17 protein-coding genes are annotated in these 17,222 nt (G+C 35.3%); 10 read left to right on the top strand and 7 right to left on the bottom strand.

Going from position 1 to position 17,222, the window contains the following annotated elements; genetic code table 11:
• Positions 1 to 71: 71 nt before the first annotated feature.
• The 6 genes from A9G45_RS00525 (at position 72) to ruvB (ending at position 6,963) form a co-directional block, all read left to right on the top strand.
• A complete protein-coding gene (locus A9G45_RS00525; protein WP_065567584.1) occupies positions 72 to 1,553 on the top strand; it encodes a leucyl aminopeptidase in 1,482 nt (493 codons plus the stop codon).
• 16 nt (positions 1,554 to 1,569) lie between these two features.
• A complete protein-coding gene (locus A9G45_RS00520; protein ID WP_065567583.1) occupies positions 1,570 to 2,025 on the top strand; it encodes a DNA polymerase III subunit chi in 456 nt (151 codons plus the stop codon).
• 644 nt (positions 2,026 to 2,669) lie between these two features.
• Complete coding sequence (gene dnaX / locus A9G45_RS00515; RefSeq protein WP_065567600.1) at positions 2,670 to 4,796, top strand: DNA polymerase III subunit gamma/tau; 2,127 nt, start codon at positions 2,670 to 2,672, stop codon at positions 4,794 to 4,796.
• Positions 4,797 to 4,827: 31 nt separating this feature from the next.
• Positions 4,828 to 5,166, top strand: coding sequence for a YbaB/EbfC family nucleoid-associated protein (locus A9G45_RS00510; protein ID WP_065567582.1), 339 nt, complete (start codon positions 4,828 to 4,830; stop codon positions 5,164 to 5,166).
• 170 nt (positions 5,167 to 5,336) lie between these two features.
• Entirely contained in the window at positions 5,337 to 5,945 is a 609-nt protein-coding gene (gene ruvA, locus A9G45_RS00505; RefSeq protein WP_065567581.1) for a Holliday junction branch migration protein RuvA, read from the top strand.
• A gap of 13 nt (positions 5,946 to 5,958) precedes the next feature.
• Positions 5,959 to 6,963 (top strand): Holliday junction branch migration DNA helicase RuvB, encoded by a 1,005-nt coding sequence (gene ruvB / locus A9G45_RS00500; protein ID WP_065567580.1) that lies wholly within the window; start codon positions 5,959 to 5,961, stop codon positions 6,961 to 6,963.
• 90 nt (positions 6,964 to 7,053) lie between these two features.
• Here the strand turns inward: ruvB and cysK are convergent, their stop codons facing one another.
• Positions 7,054 to 8,019, bottom strand: a complete 966-nt coding sequence (gene cysK / locus A9G45_RS00495) for a cysteine synthase A (protein ID WP_065567579.1) — start codon at positions 8,017 to 8,019, stop codon at positions 7,054 to 7,056.
• 612 nt (positions 8,020 to 8,631) lie between these two features.
• Positions 8,632 to 9,177 (bottom strand): RNA 2'-phosphotransferase, encoded by a 546-nt coding sequence (locus A9G45_RS00490; RefSeq protein ID WP_065567578.1) that lies wholly within the window; start codon positions 9,175 to 9,177, stop codon positions 8,632 to 8,634.
• 536 nt (positions 9,178 to 9,713) lie between these two features.
• On the opposite strand from A9G45_RS00490, the gene A9G45_RS00485 reads away from it, so the two are divergent.
• Together A9G45_RS00485 and A9G45_RS00480 are read left to right on the top strand one after the other, a co-directional pair.
• Positions 9,714 to 9,932: a DUF7710 domain-containing protein gene (locus tag A9G45_RS00485; RefSeq protein ID WP_065567577.1), complete on the top strand. Its 219-nt coding sequence runs from the start codon at positions 9,714 to 9,716 to the stop codon at positions 9,930 to 9,932.
• A gap of 139 nt (positions 9,933 to 10,071) precedes the next feature.
• Positions 10,072 to 10,473 (top strand): hypothetical protein, encoded by a 402-nt coding sequence (locus A9G45_RS00480; RefSeq protein ID WP_065567576.1) that lies wholly within the window; start codon positions 10,072 to 10,074, stop codon positions 10,471 to 10,473.
• Positions 10,474 to 10,575: 102 nt separating this feature from the next.
• On the opposite strand, the gene A9G45_RS00475 is transcribed toward A9G45_RS00480, so the two are convergent.
• From A9G45_RS00475 to yfbV, 3 genes are read right to left on the bottom strand one after another with little or no spacing between them, the layout of a single operon-like run.
• Positions 10,576 to 11,295 (bottom strand): hypothetical protein, encoded by a 720-nt coding sequence (locus tag A9G45_RS00475; protein WP_065567575.1) that lies wholly within the window; start codon positions 11,293 to 11,295, stop codon positions 10,576 to 10,578.
• 29 nt (positions 11,296 to 11,324) lie between these two features.
• Complete coding sequence (gene priC, locus A9G45_RS00470; RefSeq protein ID WP_065567574.1) at positions 11,325 to 11,837, bottom strand: primosomal replication protein PriC; 513 nt, start codon at positions 11,835 to 11,837, stop codon at positions 11,325 to 11,327.
• Positions 11,838 to 11,842: 5 nt separating this feature from the next.
• Positions 11,843 to 12,304, bottom strand: a complete 462-nt coding sequence (gene yfbV, locus A9G45_RS00465) for a terminus macrodomain insulation protein YfbV (RefSeq protein ID WP_065567573.1) — start codon at positions 12,302 to 12,304, stop codon at positions 11,843 to 11,845.
• Between the two features lie 194 nt (positions 12,305 to 12,498).
• Here yfbV and A9G45_RS00460 point away from each other — a divergent pair, with 194 nt between their 5' ends.
• Both A9G45_RS00460 and pta read left to right on the top strand, forming a co-directional pair.
• Positions 12,499 to 13,704 carry an acetate kinase gene (locus tag A9G45_RS00460; protein WP_065572344.1) on the top strand — a complete coding sequence of 402 codons (1,206 nt, stop codon included), beginning with the start codon at positions 12,499 to 12,501 and terminating at the stop codon, positions 13,702 to 13,704.
• A 66-nt stretch (positions 13,705 to 13,770) separates the two neighbouring features.
• Entirely contained in the window at positions 13,771 to 15,921 is a 2,151-nt protein-coding gene (pta, locus tag A9G45_RS00455; RefSeq protein WP_065567572.1) for a phosphate acetyltransferase, read from the top strand.
• A 223-nt stretch (positions 15,922 to 16,144) separates the two neighbouring features.
• On the opposite strand, the gene A9G45_RS00450 is transcribed toward pta, so the two are convergent.
• Together A9G45_RS00450 and A9G45_RS00445 are read right to left on the bottom strand one after the other, a co-directional pair.
• The gene (locus A9G45_RS00450) at positions 16,145 to 16,612 is read right to left on the bottom strand and encodes a MarR family winged helix-turn-helix transcriptional regulator (RefSeq protein ID WP_065567571.1); all 468 of its coding nucleotides are present in this window, start codon (positions 16,610 to 16,612) and stop codon (positions 16,145 to 16,147) included.
• Between the two features lie 3 nt (positions 16,613 to 16,615).
• Positions 16,616 to 17,047: a hypothetical protein gene (locus A9G45_RS00445; RefSeq protein WP_065567570.1), complete on the bottom strand. Its 432-nt coding sequence runs from the start codon at positions 17,045 to 17,047 to the stop codon at positions 16,616 to 16,618.
• Between the last annotated feature and the right edge of the window lie 175 nt (positions 17,048 to 17,222).

Below are 17,222 nucleotides of genomic sequence, written 5' to 3'. Positions count from 1 at the left end.
TTTTTGTTGCTATCCAATAACGAAGCGATAGAATATTCATTATCTTTATCAATTCATAAACGAGAAACACCATGGAATTTCAAATAAAAAACAGTGCTATTATCACCAAGCAAAAAGCAGAGTGTTTAGTTATTTCAATTGCTTCAGGAAAAAATCAGTCCGATTTTGTTAAAGATATTGACAACTCAACCCATGGTTTAGTTAGCCAACTCATTAAATCGGGTGACATAAGCAGTGAGTTGGGTAGAACTACGTTACTCTATGCCAACAGCAACAATTTAAAACAAAAACTGTTATTTGTCGGTTGTGATAAAGCCAAAAATTTTGATTTGTCACAAGCCAAAAAGGTGATTCAAGCAGTCATAAAAGAAGTTCTTGCCAAAAAAATCAAAAATATTGCATGGGATTTGTTAACAATTAATCAAGCCAATAGTGCTCAAATCGCTAAACAATTACCGCAAATTGTTAGCGATATTACTTATCAATTTGATGAATTTAAAACGACTAAAGCGCCTGTACCAAGTTTAACTAATGTGACATTATTCACTCACAACGAAAATGAGTTACCACAGTTAGCTAGTAATTTGTTACAAGGTCAAATTATTGCTGATGCGATTGCCACAACAAAAACCATTGCCAATATGCCATCAAACGTTTGTAACGCAAAATACTTAGCCGATCAAGGTAAACAACTAGGCAAATTACACTCGTCATTAAAGGTCACTTGCCTTGGCGAAGATGAGTTGGCAAAATTAAGCATGAATGCTTATTTAGCCGTCGGGCGTGGTTCAGAAAATGAATCAATTATGACCATTATTGAATATGCAGGAGCAAAAGACAAACAAGCCAAACCGTATGTATTAGTCGGCAAAGGGCTTACTTTTGATTCTGGTGGCATATCTATCAAACCATCGGCAGGTATGGATGAAATGAAATATGATATGTGTGGTGCAGCGACGGTTTATGGCGTTATGCAAGCTGTAGCCGAATTAAAATTACCAATTAATGTCGTAGGTATTATGGCAGGTTGCGAAAATATGCCAGATGGAAATAGTTATCGGCCTGGTGATATATTAACGACAATGTCTGGTACCACTGTTGAAGTAATTAACACCGATGCTGAAGGTCGTTTAGTGTTATGTGATGCTTTAACTTATGTTGAACGTTATAATCCAAAAGCGGTTATTGATATTGCTACCTTAACGGGAGCTTGTATTGTTGCATTGGGGCATCACTATACAGGCGTAATGGGCAATAATGATCAATTGATAGCACAACTTGTTTCCGCCTCTCAAAAAGCAGGTGACAAAGCATGGGCACTACCGATTGATAATGACTTCCAAGAACAAATTAAATCTACATGTGCCGATATTGTGAATGCTGGTGGTCGAGATGGGGGCACCATTACTGCTGCATGCTTTTTATCACGCTTTACCGAAAAATATCAATGGGCGCATTTAGATATTGCCGGCACAGCATGGAGCTCAGGTGCAAAAAAAGGTGCAACAGGACGCCCTGTGGCGATGTTGATTCAATACTTACTAGACCAATAAATTGAGCGTTGATCTAATGAAAAAAGTCATCTTCTACTTACTTGAAAACCAAACACAAGCCGACGAATCGGGCATTTTGTTTTTTGAGAAGTTAGCATGTCAAAAAATTGTTGAAGCATGGCACGCGAATCAGCGCGTGCAAGTTGCTTGTCAAGATCAGGCTCAGGCCGAACGAATCGATGAATACCTTTGGCAACTGGAAACGGATAATTTTGTTCCTCACAATTTGGCTGGCGAAGGGATGAAAGGCGGATCGCCGGTTGAAATTAGTTGGCCACAAAAACGGAGTAGCGCGAGTCGTCAGTTGCTGATTAATTTACAAGAGCAGTTTCCCGAATTTGCTAGTGTCTATCGTGATATTATTGATTTTGTGCCAACCGATGAGCGACTAAAGTCGCTCGCAAGGGTTAGGTATAAGCTATATAAAGAGGCTGGTTTTAATCTTAAAACGATTCCGATAATTTGCGACTAAAAAGTATCTTATTAATTTTTTTGTTTTTTTGTGTTAAATAAAAACTTTAATAAAATCAATGGCTTTTCTGACAGTTTTTTGATGGCGATTAACAAGGTACCGAACAATCGATAATCGTTTTAAACTTGTTTTATCAATTCATTAACATTAATCACCATAACGAATTTAAATCGTTTATAAAAAAGTTTTTTGCAAACCTCATCTGGTTTTTCTTTTGTTAAGCAAGGCGGTATGTTCTATTTTTTTAGTGTCACGCTCATTTCAATACTTAATAATAACTACCGGCAACTAGTGCAATGTTATATCGCTAGTTAACCTAAAAATAGATAAAACCCATCATTAATCTAAACGCCTTTTATGTCATAAAAGCGGGTATTAGTCAAAGTTAACAGCGTTAACTATTGTTGATGCTATTTGTTTAAGGCCGGAAATATACTAGCAATTGAGAAAAATTCGCAAATTGAATAAAAATATTAGGCGAAATGATTTTTACCGAAAATAATGACCACCGAAGTAAATAGTGCTTGAAAATGAAAAAGAGCACCTTGTGTAACCATTTTTATTATTGTCTGTTTAAAGACTATTTTGCCAGTTTATGGTATGATTAGCGCCAAATTCAATGGCAATAATGCGTTATGGTGATTATGAGTTATCAAGTTCTGGCACGCAAATGGCGACCAAAATCATTTTCCGAAGTTGTTGGGCAGCAACATGTCCTTAAAATTCTGTCTAATGCGCTTTCACTTGGACGCGTCCATCACGCTTATTTGTTTTCTGGTACTCGTGGTGTAGGTAAAACGTCGATTGCCCGTTTATTGGCTAAGGGTTTGAACTGCGAAACGGGTATAACAGCCACTCCTTGTGGTGTATGTGATAATTGTCGTGATATTGAGCTAGGTCGATTTGTTGACCTTTTAGAAATTGATGCCGCATCACGTACTAAAGTTGAAGATACACGTGAAATACTTGATAATATTCAATATTTGCCAACAAAAGGTCGATTTAAAGTTTATTTGATTGACGAAGTGCATATGTTGTCTCGCAGTAGTTTTAATGCGCTACTAAAAACTTTAGAAGAGCCTCCTGAGCATGTTAAGTTTTTATTAGCGACCACCGATCCGCAAAAATTACCCATTACGATATTATCGCGCTGTTTGCATTTACATTTAAATGTGCTTGATACGGCTTTAATTAGCCAACAACTTGAGCATATTTTACAATTAGAACAAATCAGTAGTGATCCCAAAGCGATTGGCTTATTAGCAAAAGCAGCTAACGGCAGTATGCGTGATGCTTTGAGTTTGACTGATCAAGCGATTGCTCTTGGCAATGGTATCATTGATGCAAAATCAGTGGCAATAATGCTTGGCACACTTGATAAATCGATTCCATTTGCTCTTGTTGAGGCAATGCATAATGGTAATGGCAATGCCTTAATGCAACAGATTGAAGCGGCAGCTATGCAAGGTGCAAATTGGGATCATTTATTAGCTGAAACAATTACATTGTTGCACCAAATTGCTTTATTGCAAGTAGTACCAACGGCACTTGGTGATTATACTGATAATGAAGAGCGCATCCGTTTTTTAGCACAATCTATGGCGCCAAATGATGTACAACTTTTTTATCAAATTCTATTGATGGGGCGTAAAGAACTAAGTTTTGCACCTGATAAAAAAATTGGCGTGGAAATGAGCTTTTTACGTGCTTTAGCTTTTATACCAAAGTCGGTTGATACTGTTACACCATCAGTAATGCTACGGACTGCAAGCAATACGCAGCAACCAGAGTCAATCCAAGCACAACCTAAGACTAATCAACAATCGCAAACACAACAACCTAAAAATAATGTTGAGCAGGTTACATCTCAACAACGTTCGTTACACGCAGTAACAAGTTCGAGTTTACCACCAAAGTTACAAACCGAAGAACAAAAAAAGAACGATTTAATGGCAGATGTAGTTCCTTTAAAAGCGGAACCAACTGCTGATGCAAAACCGAAAACGGTTGATTTAGCGATTCCTGATGATGCTCCGTCGGTGACTAAAAGCATTTTAGAAATGCGTATGCAGCTAATCAAAGAGGAACAAAGTTCAAAAAAGTCTGAATTGGTTGATGTAAATCAACCTAAAAAACGAGTCGTTAATGAGTCACTGACGCGAATTAAACAGAATATTCAGCAACCAGTAAATGAGGTTAGCGCAGATCCCCATAATACGGATCACGATGATAGTAAAGAAGAAATCACTGCTGAAAATTATCAATGGCAAGCTAGTGGTTTAATTGCTATGAAGGAAGAATTGGTTATTGATACTAAGGCCTTTCGTGAATCGCTTAACGGCGACAAAACCCCCGAAATGACCCAAAAACTGATTACAGAAATGGCGCAAAAAAATGCTTGGTGTGCCGAAATTGAGCAATTGAATTTGCCACCGTTGCTTAAACAAATTGTGGTTAATGCCGTTTTTCAACAAGTGGATGATAATACTATTGTGTTACGTGTGCGCTCGGCAGTTAAGCATTTAATTAATTCGGCAAATAACGTAGCTAAAGTGCAAAAGGCGCTTTGTGAACAACGTAAGCAAGAACTTGATGTAAAAATCATTATTGATGACAATCAAGATGATAAAACACCATTGGAAATGCGCGAAGCATTGTATCAACAAAAATTAGCACAAGCTAAAATAATCATTGCTGAAGATCCCAAAGTGGCAACAATTTGTCGATATTTTGACGCTAAGATTGATGAGACAAGTGTTCGTCCTGTATAATACAGCGATATTTTTTTAACGAGGAATAATTATGTTTTCAGGTGGAAAAGGTGGCTTGGGCAATTTAATGAAACAAGCCCAACAAATGCAAGCAAAAATGCAACAAGCGCAAGAAGAGATCGCCAAATTGGAAGTTACTGGCGAGTCTGGTGCCGGCTTAGTTAAAGTTACGATTAATGGTGCACACAGTTGTAAGCGCGTTGAAATTGATCCATCACTTATGGCTGATGATGATAAAGAAATGTTAGAAGATCTTATTGCTGCTGCTTATAATGATGCAGCGCGTCGTTTAGATACAGCACAGAAAGAACGTATGGCGCAAGTTACTGGCGGCATGCAATTACCGCCAGGTTTTAAAATGCCATTCTAAGATAACGCATTAATTTTGCGATTTATGTTGCCGACATAGTCAACAAATGTCGGCAATATTATTTTATTGCCTGTCTATTTATACAGTTTTTCTTTATTATTTTTTTGCTATCGGGTAAACTACGCTTAATTATTTGCTGATTTATTACGCTTTATTATTAAGGATATATTGTGATTGGTCGTTTACGAGGCACTATTATTGAAAAACAACCCCCAAAAGTACTGATTGAAGTTGGCGGTGTCGGTTATGATGTATTTATGCCGATGACCTGTTTTTATGAATTACCCGAAAATGGGCAAGAAGTTATTGTGTTAACCCATTTTGCAGTTCGTGAAGATGCTCAAGTATTGTATGGCTTTAATCAAGATCAAGAGCGTGAGCTATTTCGTGAGCTAATAAAAGTCAATGGAGTAGGACCTAAATTAGCGTTAGCCATTTTATCAGGTATGTCCGCAGGGCAATTTATTAGCGCTGTTGAGCAAGGTGAAATTAAAACCTTAGTAAAACTACCCGGTGTAGGTAACAAAACAGCTGAACGGTTAATTGTGGAAATGAAAGATCGCATTAAACGGTTTGGAGAACAATCATCAAGCGCTAACACCGCTATTGAAACAAATAGTGTTCAAAAATCGGCTAATCAAATTGAAAGCGAGGCGGTTTCAGCTCTAATTGCACTTGGTTATAAACCGCAAGAAGCCAGTCGTATCATTAATAAAGTCATTAACCCAGATATGGATTGTGAAACACTGATTCGTGAAGCCTTAAAATCGGCATTGTAAATAGGGATTTATTATGATTGAAGCGGATCGTTTGATCGCCCCACAAGTACAAAAAGAAGAAGAATCGTTAGATCGTGCTATTCGCCCCAAATATTTGGACGAATACATCGGCCAACCACAAGTGCGCGAACAAATGAAGATTTTTATTCAAGCAGCTAAACAACGTAGTGATGCGCTCGATCATGTGCTTATATTTGGTCCGCCTGGGCTTGGTAAAACCACGTTAGCTAACATTGTAGCGAACGAAATGAATGTTAATTTACGTACTACATCTGGTCCTGTTTTAGAAAAAGCGGGCGATTTAGCCGCTATGCTAACCAATTTAGAGCCTAACGATGTATTGTTTATTGATGAAATTCATCGCCTATCACCTGTAGTTGAAGAAATTTTATACCCAGCGATGGAAGATTACCAACTAGATATTATGATTGGCGAAGGGCCTGCGGCACGTTCGATCAAAATTGATCTTCCTCCCTTTACATTAATTGGTGCAACAACGCGAGCTGGTTCGTTGACTTCGCCACTGAGAGATCGCTTTGGTATTGTACAACGTCTTGAATTTTATCGTGTTGAGGATTTGGAATATATTGTTAGTCGCAGTGCCAAATTTTTAGGCATGGATCTGTCAGATGAAGGGGCTTATTTGATTGCCAAACGTTCACGTGGTACTCCTCGAATTGCTAATCGCCTTTTGCGTCGTGTGCGCGATTATGCTGATGTAAAGTCCAAAGGTGTTATCGATAAAAAAATCGCTACCCAAGCACTGGATATGCTTGATGTTGATAACGAAGGTTTTGATTATATGGATCGCAAATTATTGCTTACTATTATCGAAAAATTTATGGGTGGGCCTGTTGGCTTAGATAATATTGCGGCGGCAATTGGCGAAGAGCGCGAAACGATCGAAGACGTGCTTGAACCGTTTTTAATCCAACAAGGTTATATCCAAAGAACCCCTCGTGGCAGAATTGCAACGCCACATGCGTACCGCCATTTTGGCATTATTCAGGATAATTAGCCCAGTGTGTCAATAAATGTATATTAGCAAAAAGCGCAATGATTTGATGATTTGCGCTTTTTATTACGGATATTTTATTGCGATTTCAGCTTAACCAAGTTCTTTTTCGGTAAAAATACCACTAAATAAGTCAGTACTTAAATAGCGTTCGCCAGAAGAAGGCAAAATGACAACAATGGTTTTATTTGCATTTTCAGGTAATTTAGCTAAACGATCGGCTGCAAAAATCGCAGCACCAGACGATATGCCTGCTAAAATGCCTTCTTTTTCCATTAATATACGAGCGGTATCAATAGCATCTTCGTTAGAAACTTTTTCGACCAAATCGATTAAACTTAAATCTAGATTTTCAGGAATAAAACCAGCCCCAATACCCTGAATTTTATGCGGTCCTGGCTTGATTGATTCACCTGCTAGCGCCTGAGTAATTACGGGTGAATTAGTTGGCTCAACGGCGACTGCAGTAATATTTTTACCTTGCGTTTTTTTGATATAACGTGTTACACCAGTGAACGTACCACCAGTTCCAATACCAGCAACAAACACATCGATTTGACCATCGGTATCATTCCAAATTTCAGGACCAGTGGTTTTTTCGTGAATTTCAGGGTTAGCTGGGTTACTAAATTGTTGAAGCATGATATTTTTTTGTGGATTACTGGCAACAATTTCTTCGGCTTTATCAATGGCACCTTTCATACCTTTTGATGCTTCAGTCAATACTAAGTTGGCACCTAAAGCTTTTAACAGCTTTCTGCGTTCAATACTCATGCTTTCAGGCATAGTTAATGTTAGCTTATAACCACGAGCTGCAGCGACAGCCGCAAGTGCAATACCCGTATTACCGCTGGTCGGCTCAATTAATTCAACATCTGAAGTTAATAAACCACGCTTTTCCGCATCCCAAATCATATTCGATGCAATACGACACTTCACGCTAAAACTTGGATTACGTGATTCGACTTTAGCTAAAATATTACCATGACCAAAGTGTTTTAAACGAACAAGTGGGGTATGACCAATAGTTTGTGAATTATCATCAAATATTTTGCTCATTATCATTTCCTTATTTAGTCACAGTTAGATAGGCGACAGCCATCTATCTGGTTACTTAATCATATTCGCTATTATAAATCTATCTTAAAAAGATGGTACTAATTAATTAGTATAATGATATTCATTTAAGCTATAAGCGGGAAAATGGCTTTTTATCAAAAAGCTAAAAGCATATTTTGGTGCGAATAAAGGTTTAATAAAAATTCGATGCTAAAATAAAAATTAAATAAAATCAATGGTTTTTCTGAATGATTTTTAACTTGCCAACTTTAAAAAAACTAAGAAAAATTGAACAAGATTAATGGAAAAAGGATATCAAAATGGAGATAACTTATCAGAAAATAACGTTTTAATTTATTAGAATTAAAGTAGTAGGGTATTTAACCTGAAAGCCAAACAGGTTGGAGTCATTTATAAAATGAAGCTATGGCCTTATCTTTGGTGCTAAAAAGTGTAGATACACCAAGCTATCTAGCCTTTTAAGGTATATAGCAAATAAGTTGAATGCATAATTTAGAACTTATCTATATTTTATTTAGTTGCAGTAGCCTTCGTTTGGTTAGGATCAAAATCAGCCCAATATAAAGCAAGGCAGGCTGAATTAGGGGCTATTTACTCAAACGTAAAAAAGGTATTAGGAACAGTATGGGTTAACCAAACACCATTATCAGCTAAATAGAACTTGAAGCCTTGTTGATGCATTAACAAAGCTTTTACTTTTAATACAATCGGTTTACCATGTCGTTTGCCTACAGCATTAGCTGTCTGTTCATCGAAAGATAAGTGAACATAATGGCGGTCACCTGCAATTAACCCTTGTTCTTTAATTGAATCAATAAAACGAGTTGCCGTCCCATGATACAAAAATTCTGGTGGGATTTGTTGTTGATATTTGATTTCAACCTGTTTAGTTGAATGCCCTTGTGCAGCACGAATTTTTAACCCATCTTCTGAAATTGTAAAACGTTTTTTATCGCTTGTTTTAACAACTTCTTCAATTAGATCTCTGGTAAGATATTCACCATGTTGATTAGCTTGCATAATTAGCGTTTCAATCTTAATCCACCCATTAGAATCTAAAGCTATACCTATAGCTTCAGGTTGATGTCTTAAAATGTAACTTAGAAATTTACTCGTTTTTTCTAGATTTTTGTTCATGCTTTACCCCTTAACTTTCTAAACTAGCACTTGAGGATATTTTTTAACATCTTTATATCAACAAGATAAATTCAATAATGACTTACTTTATTCTATTTCAATTAGCACAAAACATTCTAATTTATCTTTGCATCGCTTAAAATTTTTATTTGCTATTTTTACTCAGAGTTAATGCCTGTCGTTTCACCATTTATAAAACATCAACACTTTGTTGTCGCAAGTTTTTTTAAGTCATAATTAAGCGCAAATTAACGTTACAAAATAATAAAATATGGGTTTAAAAGACGGGTTAAAATTGAGAAAACGATAGAAGAGCGCCTAAAATAGCAAGCAAAGCCTTACAATACTTTTCTATAACCATTTACAGAAAGTAGATAAACCGTTCTGTTGGTAAGCTGATTACAATATCAATATTTACCCTTTTTATTTTCATCATAGAGAAATTTTTCCTTTTTAACTATACTATTTTATAGGAAGATAGCTATTCAATCATTACTAAAGGGAAAAAGACCAAAATAGCTAATAAGGTGAAATGTATGAAAGAATATAGTTGGGTTTGGGTTTTTAAGAAAGACGGGGTATCAACGGTATCTGCTGTTTTTTCATCACTTGAAAATGCGGACAATTGGATAAAATTTAATAAATTAACGGGCATGTTAACTAAGATGCCAATAGATATTGGTGGTTATGATTGGTGTATTGAAAATAATGAGCCAATGCTTGAGCACTACCATTACCAAAAAGGTGTTAGATAATCGTCATGTTAAGGTTATTTAGGTCATTGTTATTTAGGAGATTGTTATTTGGGAGATTGCAATTTAAGCCATTATAGGCATTAGCAAATGTGATAGCTAGTGTAAATATAGCTGGTGTAAATGTTGTAAGGAAAATAACATGCAAGAAGAGCAACGTGTTGATAATATGTTGAACTGTGAAGTAAGGTTTTTAGCAACAACCGTTAATTGCTATACCGAAGATGAAGTGCTTATTATTGGGATGGGTAACGATCCTGTATCACCAAATCATTATTTGATTCTTTCTAGATTTGATGATGGTGAAGTAGATAAGTCAATAGGCATTCAAACACATCTAACTGAAATGGAAATATCTAGTGCAATTAACAGTATTGTGTTGAAAGCCAATATACTTACTATAGCAATAAATAAGCATAAAGTTGATGAAGTGAAAGTCAAAAAAATAGTGGTTGAATTTGGCCAAATAGATCAAACTTTGTTAATAAAATATATTAACGATATTTTTCTTAATAGTTCAGTAAAAGTAATGATTAATAGATAAAAATTAATAGATTTTTGGCAAATTTTATTGGTATTAAAAAAATAGGTATTAACGATAATTGCTGGCAATTATTCTTTATTGTTCAATATTCACTCAATACTATTAATAATTATAATCATGTTTGTATTTCGCTGAATTATCAATCACGTTATTTTTAGGTAATTGAGGCGCTTTATCATATAGTTTGTAATCAATAAGATAAGATCCCCAAAAATTACTTTTAATGGTTACCAATAATTTTTTAGGGTAAATATCAGCGTCATTTTTTGTAAATGGTAGAAAAAATTTTTTTGATGTATATGGATCATGAATTTTTATACCGTTAGCGTAGCGGTGATAGTGCCGTTTTTGGGGCCCCGGTGTTGTAATTTCATAATCTGTCAAATACTCATATGTATTTCCCGGGTAGAGATGAACTAAATTGATTGGTAGGCAAATTGCAATAAAAAGCGAGCATAGAAAAAATTGAAAAAAATGCCCTAGCAAGAATTTAATTCTTTCCCACCGTGGTATTGGAACTTTCACCGCAATTAAATTTGGTTTAGTCATTAAATAAAAGAAGAGAGCGATAATAAAACTAATTACTATCGAAAAAATGCAGTAACTAGTATTAAAAAAATCTGAAAGAATTGTTTCCCTACCTACTTTGAATGAGCAATAAATCCAGTTAATGACTAGTAAAATATAAAAAGCAATCATTATAATTTTATATACAGCATTATATCGAAATCGAATATTTCCATCGCTGGAAAGTGGCTTAAAGGTTTTTTTTTGAATGTTATCAATAGCATCAATACGATAATTTTTAAATTTTTGTTCCATAAATTTTCACGACTTATTTTAATCTATGTTTATTCAGCTAAATTTCCATCATTTTCCATTTCTAATTCAATCTTGTTAATGGCTTGTTCACAGCGGTAGATGCGGTTATCAAGCGCAGCAATTTTGCTTTGGTTGATCACATCAGGTGATAATTCTAGTTCATATTTCATCTCTTGTAATCGACGCAAATAATCTAAATGGCGCATGTGCTTTTGGGCTAATGTTTCTTCAAAAATGATTTTTAGATCTTTGCGACGTAAGTTGTGGGTAGCAAGTTCGCGTGTTAGGGCGGCAATTTGGTTGACTAATGTATCTGATAAAAAGGTGATTTGTTCAACTTTTTCTGATTTGATATTAGCCATTAACGCTTGATATGTTTGTTTGATCTTTTCAAGATAAAATGCTTTATCTGTGACAATGTTATTGGTTTGAAATAATTGTTCGTCAAAATAAGGCTCTTGATATTGTTGTTCGTTGGCTAAACTGATTTGCTGTTCAAGTCGGTCAATTTGATTTTGTAGAGTATTAATTAAATCTGCCATGGATATTAGCCTTTACCATAAGGTGAGTTATCATTATCTTGACCAAAATAATCACCTAAATGTTCTTTTGCAAGTTTGATCAGTTTCATAAATTCTTCAAACGTTAATTTGTTGACTTCAGGGCTATTCTCAGCGACGATTTTTTTCGCAACTAATTTCGCTTTTAACTGGTTGTAGCAGTCAATTAAATTAAGTGGAAGTGGTGATAGCGCTCGTTTACCTAGCCAATATATCCCTTGTAGCGGTAAGCTTAAAGTAAATAGTACGGTTATTGCTGTTACCGCAATTTGTGCTGGCATGTAATATTGCCAAACTAGCAAACCAATAACGATTGGTGGTAAGTATTTGCTTGTAGTTTTTATGTAGTTAATGATTTTTAATTCAGGAAATGAATATGCTAATTGTTTATCTGTCGGGCAAAGCTTTATATATCGTTGACCTGCTTTAAATGTGCTTATTACATTCATATTTTTCCGATTCCTCGACATTCACTTGTTATTATCTTAAAATAGTACCATTCAAATTGGGGACTCTCATTATTCTATCTCAAAAAGTAAGATATCAGAAGTCACCTTAGCGTAGTCACATTGATTTTAAATCATGTGCTTAGTTACCAATTTTGATTGGTATATATCTTTTTATTCAATCTATAGGAATTACTATGTCATCAAGTAATAACGCTCTTGTTCTTAATTGCGGAAGCTCATCATTAAAATTTGCTATTATAAACCCTGAAAACGGTGATGAGTTTCTTTCTGGATTAGCCGAATGTTTTAACCTGCCTGATGCACGCATTAAGTGGAAACTTGATGGTGTTAAAGGTGAAGCATCTTTAGGTGCAGGCGCTGCACATAGTGAAGCAATTAAATTTATCGTTAATAGTATCTTCCCACAAAAACCAGAATTATTAGATAGTATTAAGTCTATTGGTCATCGAATTGTTCACGGCGGTGAAAAATATACACAATCAGTTGTGATTGATGATTCAGTATTAAAAGGTATTGAAGATGCAGCAGCTTTTGCTCCGTTACATAATCCAGCTCATTTAATCGGTATTCGTGAGGCATTTGAAGCCTTTCCACACTTAAAAAATAAAAATGTTGCTGTGTTTGATACTGCATTCCATACAACAATGCCAAAAGAAGCTTATTTATATGCTCTTCCTAACGAGCTTTATACTAAACATGGCGTTCGTCGTTATGGTGCGCACGGTACTAGCCATTATTATGTTAGCCGTGAAGCTGCAAGATTATTAAATAAACCTGTTGACCAAACGAATGTGATCACTTGTCATTTAGGTAATGGCGCATCAATTACTGCCGTTAAAAATGGTGAATGTGTTGAAACTTCAATGGGGTTAACGCCACTCGAAGGTTTAGTTATGGGTACGCGCAGCGGTGATATCGATCCTGCTATTATGTTCTTCTTACACGACAATTTAAAAATGTCAGTTGCCGATATTAACAATCTTTTAAACAAAAAATCAGGTTTATTAGGTTTGACAGGTGTAAGCAGTGACTGCCGTTATGTCACCGATAATTATGATACTAATGAAGATGCCAAAAATGCTTTAGATGTTTTTGTTCATCGTTTAGTAAAATATATCGGTGGTTATGCAATGTTATTAGACGGTCGTTTAGATGCTATCGTCTTTACTGGCGGTATTGGGGGAAATTCTGAAGAAGTTCGTCGTATGGCATTACAAAAATTAAGCATTCTTGGCTTTGAACTTGATCAAGAGCGTAATCTTGCTGCTCGTTTTGGCCAAGGTGGTACAATTACTAAAGAGGGTTCTGCAATTGCGATGGTTATTCCAACCAATGAAGAACTTGTTATTGCTCAAGATGCTGCGCGTCTAACCGCGTAATAAATATTTAAAACCGCCTAAATGGCGGTTTGTTTTTATATAATGAAGAATTAAGAGGTAACAATTATGTCTCGTACAATTATGCTCATTCCAACTGGCACCAATGTTGGATTAACGGGTGTGAGCCTTGGTGTTATTCGAGCTATGGAGCGTCAAGGTATTAACTTAAATGTATTTAAGCCCGTTGCACAGCCAAGAGCGGGTGGTGATGCGCCAGATAATACGACAACTTTAGTTAGCCACAACACATCAATTCCAGCGCTAAAACCGCTTAAAATGAGCCATGTTGAAAACCTATTAGGTTTAAATCAACAAGATGTATTAATGGAAGAAATCGTTGCCCTTTATGCTGAAAACACGAAAGGTGCTGATGTTGTTTTAGTTGAAGGTATTGTGCCAACATCGGATTATCCATTTGCTAACGAGCTTAATAATAATATCGCTAAAACCCTTGGCGCCGAAATTATTTTTGTCGTTAATATGGGTAAAGATACACCAGAACAGCTTAGAGATCGTATTGAAATTGCGCGTTCTAACTTTGGTGGTATTAAAAACGAAAAAATCGTTGGTGTGATTGTTAATAAAGTTAATGCGCCAGTTGAAGAACAAAGCCTTGCTCGTCCTGATGTTGCTGAAATTTATCACACTCCTAAATTTGATGATAAAAAAATCACTATCGATGATTTAAATGCACACAGCCCATTGCCAGTACTTGGATGTATTCCTTGGAATATGGATTTAAGTGCTTGTCGTTCTATTGATATTGCTAAACATTTTGACGCAAAAATTATTAATGAAGGTGATATCAAAAACCGTCGCATTAAACATATATCTTTCTGCTCACGTAGTGTGCCTAACATTATCAGTCATCTACAACCAAATGCACTGTTAGTGACTTCAGCTGATCGTGCTGATGTATTAGTTGCTATTAGTTTAGCTGCCATGAATGGTGTGGCTATTGGTGGTGTGCTTTTAACGGGCGGTTATGATATTGATGAAAAGATCGCAAAATTATGCCAACCAGCTTTTGATACAGGTTTACCAGTATTTACTGTGAAAACTAATACTTTCCAAACATCTATTAATTTACAGCAATTTAATTTAGAAATTCCTGTTGACGATAAAGAGCGAATGGAAAGCACACAAAATTATGTGGCGGATCATATTGATGCAAATTGGATCAAATCATTAAATGAAGTGGTTAATTCTGCTCGTCGTTTATCTCCACCAGCTTTCCGTTATCAATTAACAGAGCTTGCACGTAATGCTAAGAAAGTGGTTGTATTACCTGAAGGGGATGAACCAAGAACGGTTAAAGCAGCCGCAATTTGTGCTGAGCGAAATATCGCTAAATGCGTATTAATTGGTAATCCGGACGAAGTGCGTAAAGTTGCCGCTTCTCAAGGTGTGACTTTAGGTCAAGGTGTTGAAATTGTTGATCCTGAATTAATTCGTGAAAAATATGTACCTCGTTTAGTTGAATTACGTAAAAATAAAGGTATGACAGAAGTAATTGCTCGTGAGCAATTAGCTGATAATGTAGTACTTGGTACAATGATGCTTGAAGCAAATGAGGTTGATGGTTTAGTGTCAGGTGCTGTGCATACAACTGCTAATACCATCCGTCCACCATTACAATTAATTAAAACTGCCCCAGGTAGTTCTCTTGTATCATCTGTGTTCTTTATGTTAATGCCTGATCAAGTCTATATTTATGGCGACTGTGCAATTAACCCAGATCCAAACGCACAAGAATTGGCTGAAATTGCAATTCAATCTGCTGATACTGCAATCGCTTTTGGTATTGAACCACGTGTAGCGATGATTTCGTACTCAACTGGAAGCTCAGGTCAAGGCGCAGATGTTGAAAAAGTGAAAGAAGCAACTCGTATTGCTCAGGAAAAGCGCCCAGATCTTATGATCGATGGTCCTTTACAATATGATGCAGCTGTAATGCCAGATGTGGCAAAATCAAAAGCACCAAATTCGCAAGTTGCAGGTAAAGCGACTGTGTTTATCTTCCCTGATCTTAATACCGGTAATACGACTTATAAAGCTGTACAGCGTTCAGCGGATCTTGTTTCGATTGGTCCAATGTTACAAGGTATGCGTAAACCAGTTAATGACTTATCTCGTGGTGCATTAGTTGATGATATTGTTTACACCATTGCATTAACTGCAATTCAATCAGCACAAGAACAAAACGCTGCAAAATAAGTTTAGCAAAACGTTCTAACTATAGATAAAAGGTGATGTAATATCACCTTTTTTAATTAAATTTAGTCAAGTAATGAGCTTTAACAGCTTGAGTTATAACGATTTAGTTTTAAAGTATTTTGTTCTAGAAATTTGAGACAAAGTCTTCAAAAACTTATTTTAAGTCAAGTTGATGCATTCAAAGTTGATAAAAACAATAAATAATAAAAATTTATAAATGATTTTATCCCTTCATGTTGGTTTTTAATAGTGTTAATAACATTTCCATAAATTGTTCTTTATCACCTTGTAATGTTGAAAAAAAATCTTTATCTATTTGTTCAACCAAAGGTACAGTTTCATTTGCTTTATTCAATCCTTTTTGTGTTAATTGAATGGATTTTGCTCGGCTATCTTTAATTGAGCAAGAGCGTTTTATATAATCTTTTTTTTCTAAATTCTCTAATATTTGGGAAATTGTCATCACATCGATATTTGTTTTATTTGATAAAATAACTTGTGTTATTTCGTCTGGTTGCTGTGATAGATAAGCAAGCGTTGCAAGCACTATAAATTGAGGATGAGTGATAGACTGTTTTTTCAAGCAATTTTTGATATTCGTATGCCAGGACGAATAAGTTTTCATAAAAATAAAACCAATAGATTCAGAATCAGTTTGGAATTGAGTCAAAAACTTATTGTCCTTTGTCATAATTTACCCTTCAACTAAGCCATTTAATTTGTAAGTTTTATCTATAATATCATCTGAAATCTGTTTTATAAAATCATAGGATGCTTTAGTATCCATTTTTGGATCCGGTTTTAGAGAAATTTCTGATTTTAATGCATATTGATTATGCGATATTTCAATAATTTGATGTGAGAAAAACAGTAAACCTATTTCAGGCATATCAAATTGTTCTGTAAATTCTTGCTCATCAATAATCTTTGATAAAGTCACTTCCATTTCCGGTATATTTTGTAATTTGAAAATACCTTTAGACCCTGTTTTTAAGTCACCAAATATACGAAAGTCTTCAAGATCAGTTTCCCATAATTTTCTTAAATTAAGATCAGTATAGTATTGCCAAATTTGAGTTGGTTTAGCTTTGGTTGGTAATATGAAAGAAATTGAAATGGTATTCATAGTGTCTCCTTTTAATAAGTTATCTTGTCATAAGTTTGCTTATTATAAGTTTACTTATTAATTAAGTAAAGAAAATTCAAGTTTTTGATTTGTTGACTTATTACAAGGTTAATTTGATGACTAGATATTGGACTTTGTAATAAGATGATTTCAAAATTATTAATAATATAAAATA

Source organism: Gilliamella sp. HK2, from assembly GCF_001690265.1.
Taxonomy (GTDB): Bacteria; Pseudomonadota; Gammaproteobacteria; order Enterobacterales; family Orbaceae; genus Gilliamella; species Gilliamella apicola_C.
The sequence above is the reverse complement of the archived record's forward strand: the minus strand, read 5'-3'. Positions and strand labels throughout refer to the sequence as shown.